A 14154-nucleotide genomic window follows, 5' to 3' on the forward strand; every position below is an offset into this window, starting at 1 on the left:
TCGTTTAATTTTGCGCCATTTTATACCATTTTAATTAAATGGATCACTAATTTGAGCCTCTTGACTCCGTTTATCCGTATTATTCTTTGAATTATCGCTCGAAATAGGGTCAACATTCGATTGCGAACGTCTCACATCAACCACATTTCCTGACTGATCTTTTCTTGTAATAGTCACATTGGTTGTTGCCTTAGCAGGATCAGCCACAGGGGTTGGCTTAGGACGAACCAGCAATGACTCATCAATCAATGGTACCGCTGCAGGTCGTAATTTAATTTCGTATAATTTTGCAGTTGTTAGTTCTTCAGAACCCATGTCATTGACTTGACCCACAAACTGATTAAAGCCAGCAACTTTAGGCGCTACAGAAGGTGGTAACTTTAAATCCAATCCATTTAAAGTTGTCTTGGCAGCACCTTCCCCCATAAACAGCCCATAACCCAAAATGTACTGTTCAACTTGATCCTCACCACTCAAACGAAAATAAATATATGGTTTACGATCAGTTTGCTTATTAAGAAAACTTTTAATTACATCTTCATTGGTAACGCGAAATAGTTCGATATAATAATTATTTTTATTGTCTTGAATAAACTTTGTGCCTCTAAATTCAGGCAAATGGTTTCCTGAAGCCACTTTACGCGCAGTTAATTCCAAAGGTCGCACTTGATCAGTCAGCCCGCCCAAATAATTTGTTGCTGCCACCTTTTCAGGTTGAATCTGGACTTGAGTTTCTTCAATTTGCTTAGACTGAGTAACCAACTCTTTGCTATCAGTCAAAATCCAGAATACAAAAGATGCGACTAAAAACAGTATGCCACCGATCAACCAAATATATTGTTGCGCTGTGCGTGGGGATGAGTGGCGTACCGTCATGAGAAAACCTAAGATTATGCTTGATTACGTAAAATCGCTTGTTTCATTAATTCCACATCAAACTCTTTGGTAATTACTGCTTGCCCTAGCGACTTCAAGAGCACTAAACGTAATTGACCATTCAGGACTTTTTTGTCATGAGACATATATGCCAAAAATTCATCAAGTGGAATTTGAGGACATTTTATCGGTAATTTCGCACGTTGAATGATAATTTTTGTACGTTCAAGGTCAGCTTCTGTGATCCACCCCATTAAATAAGATAAATCTGCCGCCATCACCATTCCCGTCGCCACAGCCTCACCATGTAACCACTCACCATATCCCAGATAAGATTCAATCGCATGTCCAAAGGTATGACCTAAATTCAGTAATGCACGCTCACCCTGTTCTTTCTCGTCATTGGCCACAATTCGCGCTTTGTGTGCACAAGAGCGGTACACTGCTTCAGCAAGTAATTCTGGATGTTGTGCAACGAGACCATCCATGTTTTCCTCAAGCCATGCAAGAAAAACAACATCTCCTAATAGGGCATACTTAATGACTTCAGCCAAACCTGCTGACAACTCACGCTCAGGCAATGTTTTAAGTTGCGCCATATCCGCAAGCACGACCTGTGGCTGCTGAAATGCACCAATCATGTTTTTGCCTAATGGGTGGTTGATTCCAGTTTTACCGCCAACGCTCGAATCGACTTGCGATAGCAGCGTGGTCGGGACTTGAATAAAATACACTCCGCGTTGGAAACAAGCTGATGCAAATCCAGCCATGTCACCAATCACCCCTCCACCCAAGGCAAGCACTGTACAATCTCGGTTAAATCCTGCCTCAAGCAAGGCATCAAAAATTAAATTCAAATGTTCAATATTTTTATAACATTCACCATCAGGTAGAACACATGTCTCAACTTTTTTACCTAAACCTTCCACAGCTGATACATAGTGATTTAAATACAACGGTTTAACCGTTTCATTGGTGACAATCATGACCTGTTGCCCATGAATATAGGGTTCAAGTAATTGTTGCGGATCTAAATCACTACCAATGAAAATAGGATAACGGCGTTCACCGAGTTCAACGAATAAGGTTTGCATGATGTTATAAGCCAATAAAACACATTTAATTCAATTCTTTTGCGACAATCACATTAAGAATACGTTGTGCCAAATCACGCGCAGCACCTTGATTCGTTTCAATAATATGATGTGCAACTTCACGATACAGCGGATCACGAATATTCAATAATTCACGTAATTTCTGTTCAGGATTTTCGACTTGTAATAAAGGTCGATTTTTATCACGGTAGGTTCTTTGAAGTTGTATTTCTACGGGAGTATAAAGATAAATCACAATACCTCGATCTTTTAGATAAGATCGATTAATCGACTGAGTAACTGCACCGCCACCCGTCGCAACAACTAAATTTTGTTTTGATGTTAAATCATCAATTACCAGTGATTCACGATGTCTGAATCCCTGTTCACCCTCTTTCTCAAAAATCCATGGGATGGTCGCCCCAGTTTTTCTTTCTATCTCATGATCACTATCAAGAAACTCTCGATGAAGTAAATCTGCAAGATGTCGACCAACGGTTGTTTTACCAGCTCCCATGGGCCCTACCAAATAAATATTCGGTAGGGTTTCAAACTCTTTGCTTGGCAAGGAGTCACCTATTGAATTGCTTTCATTGAAACTATATTAATTGTTTCTAGTTTGCCTGTCATTAACAATTCTTGGTGTCACAAAGATTAATAACTCACGCTTATTCTCTGTTTTACTGTCTTTACGGAATAGACGACCAACAGCAGGAATATCACCAAAGAAAGGCACCTTGGTTTGGTTAAAAATCGTTTCTTGCTCGAAAATACCACCTAACACCACAGTTTCACCGTTGTTCACAAGCACATTGGTATCAATTTGATTTTTATTCAAAATGATTTCACCATTCTGTGCATAACCTGCTGGTGAATCACTGGTAATATTCAATTTCATTTGAATTTTACCATCAGGCGTAATACTTGGTGTTACCTCTAAGCTTAACAACGCTTCTTTAAAGGAAGTCGTCGCCGTTGCAGCACCACCTGCAGTTTCAGTGGTTTGGTAAGGGATTTCCTGACCTGAAGCAACTTTCGCTTGTTGCTTATCAGCAGTGAGAACTTTTGGAGTAGAAATAACTTCACCGTAGCCATCAGCTTGTAGTGCCGACAACTCAAGGTCCAGCATAAAATCAGACATATTGATTAAACCAAATGCAATTTTACCTGCAGCCCCAGCCACACCTAAATCCACATTTAAGTTATCAGGACGTTGAATATTATAACGACCATCCTCACTTGGTGATTTTAAATCCCACAGCGTTTGATCACTACCACCAACCAAAAGATCATTATTGGTTGCAACACCTTTCGATACTACCCCCCATTTCACACCCATTTCTTTAGTGAAATCTGTTGTCGCGCGTACAATACGAGCTTCGATCATGACTTGTTTTACAGAAACATCCAATAAATCAATCATCTTGCGAATTTGATCAATTTTTTGAACTGTATCGTTAATGATCAATGTATTGGTACGTGGATCAATTGAAACTGTACCACGTGGACTTAATAATGACCCGACACTATCCCCCAATGGGTCAGTTGTTGAATTTGTATTATTACCATTAGATGAACGGCTGTTACGACCTTCAGTAATCAGCTTTTCAATATCTTCAACTTTGGCATAGCTCAATTGAATATATTCGGTTTGCAATGGTGCCAATTTCACACTTTGTGCAATGGCTTTCGCCTCTTCTTCTTCGGCTTTAATCAATTCTGGAACAGGTGCAATCCAAATCACGTTTCCGTTGCGACGCTTATCCAAGTTCTTGGTTTTCATTACAATATCAAGCGCTTGATCCCAAGGCACATCTTTTAAGCGTAATGTAATATTCCCTTGAACTGAATCCGAAGTCACCATATTAATACCGGTAAAATCAGCCAACAATTGTAATACGCGGCGCACTTCAATGTCTTGGAAGTCGAGAGAAATCTTATTACCTGTATATTTCGGTGTGCGATTTTGGCTGCTTAAGCCTTTTTTCTCTTCTGGGCGTTTTAGACTAATGGTTAACTTACCATCTGTTTGATAAGCCATATATTCGAAGCTACCGCTCGACTGAATGGAAATTACACCATTTGACTTATCATTATAAGCGTCTACTGTAGAGACAGGCGTCGCAAAATCATTAACGTTTAAACGGCGCACCAAATGCGATGGAATTTTGTTACCGAGGAAACGCACCACAACTTTGCTACCTTGCTGTTGTACATCCACTGGTGTATCTGCTGTTTTTAAATTCAGTACAACTTGTCCCTCACCTGCACTACCGCGCTCAAAACCAATATCTTGCAGTCCTTGTTCTACTGCTTGATAAGCGACAGGTGCTGGCGGTGTATACGCAACAGGCTGCTGATAAACAGGAGCTACTGGAGGTGGTACAGGTGCTGCAACTTGCTGACGAACCACTGGTGCAGGTGGAGCGGCAGGTCTTAAAACCGTAGGCGTTGGTGCAGTTGGTTTCAATACCTGCTGTGCTGCAACAGGAATCACAGGTGTTGGCGTTACAGGTGTCGTGGCCACAGTTGTAGCCGCAACAGGTGTAACGTTATTCGTCAGATTAGGACGTATGACTGGCTTTAAAACACTTGTTTTAGGCGCTGGTTCTGCTGCTTTGGCTTGTGTAACCACTGGCGCCGCTGGTGTTGCCACTTTCGCAGAGTTTGGATTATTTATTTTTAAAATAAAGGTATTACCTTCAACACGTGTCGTGTAGCTCCCCTTTTGCGTTAAATTGACAGTTAACCGTGAACGCTGATCATTAGAAATGACTTCAACTGAGTTTGCTTCAGTGGTCGACACAGGTATTTTAGTATTCGCCAGTGTTTGACCTGCCTGCATAAAATCCAAAACCAGTCGAGATGGATTTTCCAATTGATACGACTGTGGCTGTGGAGGTAATCCGTTAAACATGACACGGATTTCTGTTCCTTGACCTGGCACCTGCAAAGGCACAATATTGGTCATCGTAGTTTTAGCCGCCGCTGCCTGCATAACAGCTATAGAAACAGTGGTCATAGCGAATTGACGAAGAAAACGGTTCATATACTGTCGATCCCCACCCCAAAAATTTTGCATACTCTTTTTCATTGTTATTCCTTAACTCGTCTTAACCAACAGGCCCAAGCAACACTAAGCTTCTCGGTCTTTCGATATAACCATCTCGACCATCTGAAACAATTTCAATCAGATCGATTTGAGTCGGCGTTATCTTCACGATGCGCCCTTGGTTCATCCCCATGTAATTACCACGTTGCACACGCTCAATCTCACCATCAGGGGTTTGAATCAAAGCGAGAATCTGGCCATTGTTACGTTTTAAACTTCCTTTGAAGTTTAACGTTTCCAATGCATAGCTTTCTAAAGGCTGTGGTTGACGATTAAAATTAGGATAAACACGTTTACCCGACATAATTCTTAGCTCTGTTGCCAATGAGTTTGGCAAGAATGGACTTCGAAGTTGATGTGCCGAGTAAAGAAAATTTGGAACTGGATTAAATACAGGTGCCGGTTCTATGGGTAAAGGCGGCTGGCTACGAATATTCGCCATTTCTTGATTGACCGCATCAATACGCGAATCACATCCCACCAAAGTCGTTGCAATAATTAATCCGCACAAAAGCTTAAATGATTTCATTATTGTCCTCCTGCTGGCATATCAGCTGGTGGAACAACCGCTGAACCTACCGTATCTTCAGTCGATGCAACATAACGATATGTTTTGGCTTTTAATGAATAATTGATCAGTGGAATATCAGATTTTTTATCTGTACTTGGCGTCGCTGTAATCACAAAATCATGCAAAGTCACGATACGCGGTAAAGACGCAATTCCACTCACAAAACGCCCAAATGAATGATAATCACCTGTCGTTTCTATCGAAATTGGCTGCTCAATAAAGAATTCTTGAGCCACTTCATTTTCGAGACGGATATTTTTAAATTTGAGCCCTGAATTCACACCTGTTAAGTTGATGTCCTCAACTAAACTTGGAATTTCTGTTTCTTTTGGCAATTGTTGTAATTGCTCATTGAAATTCATTTCCATTTGTTGCAACTGTGCTTGGTATTGCTGCAAATTACGGAGCTTAGAATCCTTTTCTTTAAACTCTGTCAGTAAATTTGCCTCTTGTGCTTTAGCAAGATCAATGGATTCAAGTTTTGGTTTAATCACCAAAAAGTAACCAATAGCACAAACAAATAGGAAAATAAAAATCCAACAGGTAATTTTTACAGACAGTGGCCAACTACCGTAGTTATTGGAGTCCAAAGTATTAAATTGCTGAAAGAACTTTTCAACAGTCATGGACTTCTTTTTTGGTGCAGTGACATCTGAATCAAAGTCATTTAAATCATTACGACTCATGGTGCACCTCCCACATTATTCGCGTCCATATCTGATGTCGGTTGAGCAATTGCACCCAAGTCGACAGTCACGATAAATGTACCGTATGACTCTTCAACTCGAGGGATTACCGAACTTGGTGCTTTTTCCTTCACTTCTGGCGCAGCCAAGAATGAATTCATAAATGCATTTCGGTACCACTGGGAAGCTTCTAAACCACGTAATAACTCTGCTACCGCATTCGGGCTTTCAGCTTTACCTTCGATGGTAAATTTATTACCAGTACGGGTAAATTTCGTCAGATACACCGTTTCAGGAACAACACGTACCAATTCATCTACTAAACGCACAGTAACAGGTCGTTGACCTTCAAGACCTTGAATCAGTTTCATCCGCTCAATCACTGCATTTCGACGTTCTTGCAATCCTTCCAAGGATTTTAATTGAACGTCTAAACTTTGATTGGTGCTTACAATAAGTTGGTTTGCTTGTTCTTGGTCTTGCAATTTATGATTCAAGAAGAACCAAGCTGCTAAAACCGATAAAATCGCAAGTAATACCACTGCGATACAGATATAAACAAATTGCTTTTTTCGCTGTTCTCTTAGCTCTTCGCGCCAAGGGAGTAAATTAATTTTAGCCATTAATCAAAACTCCTCAATGCCAAGCCACACGCCACCAATAATGATGGTGCATCATTTTCTATTTTTTTCAGGTCGATTTGAGGAGAAAAGCCCATTTGTAAAAATGGATTAGCAATAGTGACACGATATCCCAATTTTTGTTGCATCATTTTTGCAAGACCTGGGATATTGGCATTACCACCCGCCAATAAAATATGATCAATCTCGTTAAATTGAGAAGAAGAGAAAAAGAACTGTAATGAACGCGCTGCTTGTTGAATCACTGCATCAAGGAATGGCATTAAAACTTCTGTTTCAAAGTCATCTGGTAAGGTGTTGTCTTTTTTAGCACGCCCAGCTTCATCATAAGATAAGCCATAACGATTTTGCACATCTTGAGTCAATTGCTTACCGCCAAACACTTGTTCGCGCGTGTAAATAATTTTGCCATTTTGCATAACTGATAAAGTCGTCATGGTATGACCAATATCAAGAACACCAACAAGATTTGCACCAATCGGCAATGTATCTGCAAAGACTTCAAAACTACGTTCCAGTGCATAGCTTTCAACATCGGCAACTTTTGGGGTAAGCCCGACCAAATCCAATACTTCAATACGAGAGTCCACGTTTTCAGTACGTGTCGCAACGAGTAAAACGTTCACTCTGTTTGGATTGTTTAATCGCTCAGGAAGAACTTCAAAGTCTAAACTGACTTCGTCAAGTGGGAATGGTATATATTGCTCAGCATCCATACGAATCTGAACTTCACGCTCATCATCGCTCATGTCGGCATCCATCTCGATGACCTTGTGAATCACCATAGACGTAGGCACTGCAAAAGCAGCATTCGTTGATTGCGGATTTGCAATATTAATCGCGCGCTCTAAAGCATCAGCCACGTTATCCTGATTGAGGATGTTTTTTTCAACAACACTCCCATCAACCAATGGACTTAACCCGTAACTTTCAACCCAATAGCGACCGTTTTTAACTGATAGCTCTAATAGCTTAACAGAGGTCGAACTAACATCTACCCCCACTAACCCCTTATTTGGCTTACGATATAGTCTAAGCACAATGCAATTCCTATTATTTTTTTGTCCCCAACAACAGCACAATACAAACTAACTACACTTGGTCTAATTTTTTTGCGGATATAATAACTCAACTAACATTCTGTTAAATGAGAAGCTATACTGACCTTCTATTAGTTTGCCTTTAGCACCTATTAAAACTTACTTGTTATGAAAAAGCTATCTTGTTGTGGACAGATTCACCCTTTTTTTTTGCTGATTATCATTATCTTAGTCACAATTCCAATGGGCTTTTATGGAATGTATCTCTATATTGCACCATCTTTGCCAGAGATGACTGCTTTTAAGAAGGCTCCATTATTAAAACCGCTGCAAGTTTATACAGCAGATAACCAATTAATCGCAGAATATGGTGGCAAACTTTCTGTTCCAGTTGAATATGAGCAAATCCCACAAGATTTTATTCATGCTTTTTTAGCTGCAGAAGACTCTTCTTTTTTTGAGCATAGCGGTATTAGTTTTAAAAGTTTAGGACGCGCAGTCAGTGAATCGATCACGGGTTCTGACATTCAAACTGGTGGTTCTACAATTACCATGCAGGTGGCTAAAAACTATTATTTAACACCAGAACGAACTCTCAAGCGCAAACTCACCGAAATTTTCTTAGCACGTAAAATTGAACAAAAATTATCAAAAGAAGAAATTCTAACTCTCTACGTCAATAAAATTTTCCTCGGTAAAAATGCCTATGGTATTGCCGCAGCAGCAAAAATTTATTACAACAAGAATTTAGACGATCTTTCAATTGCCCAAATGGCAATGATTGCAGGATTACCTAAAGCACCCTCTAAGTATAATCCTGTGGCCAATCCTGAACGTGCGTTAGAACGTCGCAATTGGATTTTAGGTCGTATGCTACAGTTGGGTTATATCAGTCAAATTGAATATGAAGATGCAGTATCAGAGCCTATCGCTTTGGACATGCCTGATCGCGGTATTAACAATAAATTCCCTTATGTCGGTGAAATGGTTCGTTCTGAACTCGTCAAAAAATTTGGCGATCTCGCGATCGATTCAGGATATAAGGTTTACACCACTATTGATTACAATCGTCAAGCCTTTGCCGAAGAAGCAGTTCGTGTTGGTTTAGAAAGTTATGACCGTCGTCATGGATGGCGTGGTCCAGAAGCCCATGACAAACCCTTAAAAGACTTTGTACCATTTGCAAACACCTACCCTGCTGAAGTCACTAAAGTTTTAAGTAATTCTTTTGAAGCAACTTTACAAGATGGTTCATCAGTCACTGTTCCTTGGTCTGGCATGTCTTGGGCGAGACGCTATCGCAATGCCAATAGTGTGGGTGGTGCACCGAGCAATGCCTCACAAATTGTAAAAGTCAAAGATATTGTTCGTCTACGTCCAAATCAAAATCGTAGTATGTGGTCCTTGGTACAGGTGCCTCGTGTACAAGGTCAGTTAATTGCACTTAACCCAAATGATGGTTCCATTGTCGCGATCGTTGGTGGATATAATTTTTATCAATCGAAATTTAACCGTGCACTGCAAGGTTGGCGTCAACCTGGCTCTATTATCAAACCATTTGTCTACTCGCTTGCACTTGAACGAGGTATGACGCCGCATACCATGGTTAGTGATAATCCCATTACCATTGGTAAATGGTCACCACGCAATTCTGATGGGCGCTATCTGGGGATGATTCCATTACGTCGGGCTTTATATTTGTCACGTAATACTGTCTCTGTTCGCCTTTTACAAACAGTCGGTCTAGAACGTACTCGCCAATTGTTTATGGATTTTGGTTTGCAGGAAGATCAGATTCCACGTAACTACACGATTGCATTAGGAACACCTCAAGTACTCCCTGTGCAAATGGCAACAGGCTATGCCGCAATTGCCAATGGCGGTTTCCGCGTGCAACCTCACTTCATTAGCCGTATTGAGGATGCTTACGGCAAAGTGATTTATCAAGCCAATCCAGAATACGCATGTATTTCATGTATTAAATCTCAGAAGCAAGATACAACCTCTGCTGAAGCAACAACACCAGACGACGAAATTATTGAAGTTACCAATCAGTCTTTAGAGGATAAGCAACCCACTTTAACTGATGAAGAGCGTAGCCAATATCGTCAAGCACATCGAATTTTAAAATCCAGCTCAGCATTTGATATGGCGAATATTTTACGAGACGTAATTCAGCATGGTACTGGTCGCGCAGCATTAAAAATTGGTCGTGGTGATTTAGGAGGTAAAACAGGAACAACTAATGATGCAAAAGATGCTTGGTTCGCTGGCTTTAACGGCAATTTAGTCGCAGTTTCATGGGTAGGTTTCGACCAACCAACTACACTAGGTCGTCGTGAATATGGGGGTATCGCTGCTCTTCCAATTTGGAGTGACTTTATGGAGAAGTCTCTTGCCAATACACCATATGCTTGGGTAAGTTTAGATAAAAATGCAAAAGCTCCTTTAACTCGAGAACAACGTGGTCGTGTACATACATTAAACCATGAGCAAAAAGATAAAACTCCACCTTTAGCTCGTCCAATTTATCGCCCTGCTCCAGTGGTAGCACCAACGAATGATCGCGATTTTGATGATCTACCAGATAACGATCAACCGTTAACGCCGACGTCGTCGACACCACCGGATATGAATTCAACACCACAAGTTAAACGAGATTCAATCGAAAATTTGATTAATCAAGTTCAATAACCAAAATAAAGCCCTCTAAAAGAGGGCTTCTTTTAACTTTTCTTTTTTAAAATATAGATCTGAAACTCTGCACTCAGTTCAAATTTTTCAACTTGCTCTAATTGGTCACGCCGTTCAGGTTTGGCCTTATAAGCATATGGCGTCATTGCGATAAGACACTTTAGGTCATTTTGGTTCAACACCAATGGTGCCTGAATTAAGCTTTCATCAATTAACTCAAAGTGCTCGCTCAACTGTGCTACAAATTTATGTGGCTCATGTGCCTTTACTTCTTCAAATAGTGCTTCTCGCATTTTATATAAATGTTGTGGACCTGGGGTAACAACCATTAAATACCCCGATGGTTTTAATACACGTAATATTTCCGCCTCGGGAATAGGACTAAATAAACTGGTACATAAATCGATAGTCTCGCTTAAAACAGGCAACACAGCCCCCGTACCCACAACCCAAGTGACATTTTGATTTAATTTTGCTGCTACCTGAACTGCAGTTTTAGCAATATCCACCCCCACAACTTGTATCGCTTCAGCTTCCATTGCATTGGTGTAATATCCTTCACCGCAACCAATATCTAAAAGATTTTCAATACGTAATTCTCGGATTTTAGCAACGACAGCTTGCTGTAATGGCGCATAAAATCCCGCTGATAAAAACGACCGTCTAGCTTGAACAGACTCAGGGGTATCCCCTGGATTTTTACTATGTTTATGCTGTACGACATGCAAATTCACATAACCTTGCTTTGCAATATCGTAACTATGATTACTCTTGCAGCGCCATGTTTTCCCCTCAAGTGCCAATGCCTCGCGACAAACAGGACACATCAACAGATTCATCATTTTCTCCAAAAAATTTTAGCGATGAAAAAAAGTCGGCATAAGCCGACTTGATCTCATTTGATTCTTGCTTAGCGCAATTTTAAGGTCATTAGACCTAAAACTACTAGCATAATTGTGATAATCCAGAAACGGATGACCACCTGTGTTTCACGCCATCCTTTCTTTTCATAGTGATGATGTAACGGCGCCATAAGGAAAACACGTTTATTTCGCATACGAAGCGAACCGATTTGTAAGAATACAGAGACTGCTTCGACTACAAATACACCCGCCATAATTGCAAATACAATTTCCTGACGTACCATCACCGCAATAGTTCCTAGCATCGCTCCAAGCGACAAGGCACCAACATCCCCCATAAATACTTGTGCAGGATGCGCGTTATACCAAAGGAATGCTAAACCTGCACCTATCATTGCAGCACAAATAACAACGAGTTCAGATGAATATTTCACATAGGGAATATGTAAATAATTTGCAAAACGAACATCACCCGCCAGATAAGCAAATACCCCTAAGCCCGCCGCAACCAATACAATTGGCATAATTGCAAGACCATCTAAACCGTCAGTCAGGTTAACCGCATTAGACGCACCGTTAATCACTAAATAAGTGAATATGATAAAACCGATCCCTAAAGGGATTACCGATAAAGGAATTGTAAGATCTTTAAAGAAAGGGATCAGCAAATCCAACATATTCGCAGTGTGTACAGGATTAGTTTGCTGAGTCGCAATTACGTAGAGTGATATCCCTGCACCCAAAGAAGCGACAGATGTCCAAAAAAACTTCTTACGCGCTGGCAAACCTGCATTGTCTTTATAACGGATTTTAATCCAATCATCCGCCCAACCTACGGCGCCAAATATCACCATCACGCCAAGCACAATCCAAACATAAGGGTTTGAAAGGTCTGCCCAAAGTAAAGTTGAAATCCCAATAGAAAGCAAAATAAGGAGACCACCCATGGTTGGTGTTCCCATTTTTTTGGCATGGTTTTCCGGAGCGAAAGAACTTACCGCTTGGCCATATTTTAAAGCTTGTAACTTACGGATCATGACAGGACCAAGGACTAGGCCTATCGTGAGTGCTGTCAAGACACTGAGCAGCGCACGTAATGTTAAATAACGAACCACTTGGAACGAGCTGTGATAGCCGGAAAGTTGTTCAAATAACCATAACAGCATTTAGAGTTTCTCCATCAAATCTGCCATCAACGTTTCCATATGGGTATAACGAGAACCTTTGAATAAGAAACTCATTTTTTGCGGTTGATGTGTTTCGATTAGACTAATTAAAAATGGTAGAGCTTGCTCTTGATTGAGGAAAGCTTGTAACTTTTTCCCGTACTGAGTACTACGTGCGCCTTCCTGTGTTGCTGGTGCAAACTCACCAACAGCAACAACAAAGTTGAGTCCGCGAATCGAAACCAAATCTCGCCCGAGTAAATAATGTTGTTGAGCAGCAGTCGGACCTAACTCACCAATATCCCCAATCACCATGACACGAATACCTTCTTGCTGTGCAAGCACTTCACCCGCTGCACGCATCGAAGTGGGATTGGCATTGTATGTATCATCGATAAATAAAAAATCATTTTTTTGAATAAAATTCAAACGTCCCTTTGCACCCACAGCTTGTTCTAAACCCGTGACAATATCATCCAAGCTGATATTTAATGACAATGCAAAAGCAGCAGCAGCCAAAGCATTTTGAACATTATGCTCACCAGCAAAAGGTAAATCCACGGGTTGGACACCTACAGGCGTATGTAATTTAAATTGAGCACTCTGTGGATTCAGCTGAATATCTGAAGCATAGACATCGCCACCTTCTCCAAAACTTAAGGTTTTTGTTGTTTTTACACTTTGACGGATCTGGTCTATATAATCATCAGCTGCTGGCACGATCGAAGTTTCTGAAACATGACCATAGATTTCAGATTTAGCTTTACAAATTCCGTCACGCCCACCGAACTCACCAAGATGAGCCGTACCAATATTAATAATACCCACAACATGAGGTTGAACGAGCTTCGAGGTATAGTCAATTTCTCCTTGATGACTTGCTCCGAGCTCCATCACTGCATATTCATGATCTGGTCGAAGCTCCAATAGCATCATAGGCACACCCAGATCATTATTGAGATTACCTCGCGTGATCAATGTCGGTGCTTTGCGAGCAAGAATACTACCAAGCATTTCTTTAGTCGTGGTTTTGCCGCTACTACCAGTCAGTGCGATAACTTTTAATTGCGCATGTTGAGCGCGACGAAATGCACCAAGCATACCTAATGCTAATCTCGTATCTGTTACCACCAACTGACAAATATCAATGTCTAAAGGCCGCTCAACAATCGCAATCTGACAGCCTCTTTCAGCCACTTGTTGAACAAACTCATGCGCATCAAAACGCTCACCTTTCAGGGCTAAAAAAGCATCCCCCGACTCCGCATGACGTGAGTCTGTCAAAATACGCTTTACTTCTCCAGTCGGTTTTTTATCATTCAACCAATACCCTTGAGTTGCAGCAACAAGATCAGACAAAGTCCATGGGACAAGTGTCGCAGTACTTGTAGTAGATGTGTGCATAATGATT

The 14154-nt window shown here is 40.8% G+C and carries 11 protein-coding genes and 2 pseudogenes; 1 reads left to right on the forward strand and 12 read right to left on the reverse strand.

Translation table 11 applies throughout. The features are described from left to right. Positions 1 to 30: 30 nt before the first annotated feature. The 9 genes and pseudogenes from AC1M83_RS08185 to AC1M83_RS08225 form a co-directional block, all read right to left on the reverse strand. Positions 31 to 876 (reverse strand): hypothetical protein, encoded by an 846-nt coding sequence (locus AC1M83_RS08185; protein ID WP_481590422.1) that lies wholly within the window; start codon positions 874 to 876, stop codon positions 31 to 33. 14 nt (positions 877 to 890) lie between these two features. Next, entirely contained in the window at positions 891 to 1970 is a 1080-nt protein-coding gene (gene aroB, locus AC1M83_RS08190; RefSeq protein WP_481589151.1) for a 3-dehydroquinate synthase, read from the reverse strand. Positions 1971 to 1995: 25 nt separating this feature from the next. Further along, a complete protein-coding gene (gene aroK / locus AC1M83_RS08195) occupies positions 1996 to 2538 on the reverse strand; it encodes a shikimate kinase AroK (protein WP_035263975.1) in 543 nt (180 codons plus the stop codon). A gap of 36 nt (positions 2539 to 2574) precedes the next feature. Next, a pseudogene (locus AC1M83_RS08200) lies at positions 2575 to 4305 on the reverse strand (type IV pilus secretin PilQ); the annotation flags it as partial. A 360-nt stretch (positions 4306 to 4665) separates the two neighbouring features. Further along, positions 4666 to 5064 (reverse strand): annotated as a pseudogene (locus AC1M83_RS08205) (AMIN domain-containing protein); the annotation flags it as partial. Between the two features lie 19 nt (positions 5065 to 5083). Continuing rightward, a complete protein-coding gene (locus AC1M83_RS08210; protein WP_481589152.1) occupies positions 5084 to 5611 on the reverse strand; it encodes a pilus assembly protein PilP in 528 nt (175 codons plus the stop codon). Continuing rightward, complete coding sequence (locus AC1M83_RS08215; protein ID WP_035263971.1) at positions 5611 to 6339, reverse strand: type IV pilus inner membrane component PilO; 729 nt, start codon at positions 6337 to 6339, stop codon at positions 5611 to 5613. Before AC1M83_RS08215 ends, AC1M83_RS08210 begins: the two co-directional genes overlap by 1 nt. After that, positions 6336 to 6962: a PilN domain-containing protein gene (locus tag AC1M83_RS08220; RefSeq protein WP_179998862.1), complete on the reverse strand. Its 627-nt coding sequence runs from the start codon at positions 6960 to 6962 to the stop codon at positions 6336 to 6338. The genes AC1M83_RS08215 and AC1M83_RS08220 overlap by 4 nt, the downstream gene beginning before the upstream one ends. Then, entirely contained in the window at positions 6962 to 8020 is a 1059-nt protein-coding gene (locus tag AC1M83_RS08225) for a pilus assembly protein PilM (RefSeq protein WP_035263966.1), read from the reverse strand. Before AC1M83_RS08225 ends, AC1M83_RS08220 begins: the two co-directional genes overlap by 1 nt. Positions 8021 to 8188: 168 nt before the next feature. On the opposite strand from AC1M83_RS08225, the gene ponA reads away from it, so the two are divergent. Further along, on the forward strand, positions 8189 to 10714 hold the full coding sequence (ponA, locus tag AC1M83_RS08230; RefSeq protein WP_481586733.1) for a penicillin-binding protein PBP1a: 2526 nt from the start codon (positions 8189 to 8191) through the stop codon (positions 10712 to 10714). Between the two features lie 32 nt (positions 10715 to 10746). Here the strand turns inward: ponA and AC1M83_RS08235 are convergent, their stop codons facing one another. The 3 genes from AC1M83_RS08235 to AC1M83_RS08245 form a co-directional block, all read right to left on the reverse strand. Then, a complete protein-coding gene (locus AC1M83_RS08235; protein ID WP_481589155.1) occupies positions 10747 to 11553 on the reverse strand; it encodes a putative RNA methyltransferase in 807 nt (268 codons plus the stop codon). Between the two features lie 71 nt (positions 11554 to 11624). After that, complete coding sequence (gene mraY, locus AC1M83_RS08240; protein ID WP_092767279.1) at positions 11625 to 12743, reverse strand: phospho-N-acetylmuramoyl-pentapeptide-transferase; 1119 nt, start codon at positions 12741 to 12743, stop codon at positions 11625 to 11627. Then, positions 12744 to 14147 (reverse strand): UDP-N-acetylmuramoyl-tripeptide--D-alanyl-D-alanine ligase, encoded by a 1404-nt coding sequence (locus AC1M83_RS08245; RefSeq protein ID WP_481590423.1) that lies wholly within the window; start codon positions 14145 to 14147, stop codon positions 12744 to 12746. Positions 14148 to 14154 lie beyond the last annotated feature (7 nt).

Source organism: Acinetobacter sp. 25-47-130, assembly GCF_056779705.1.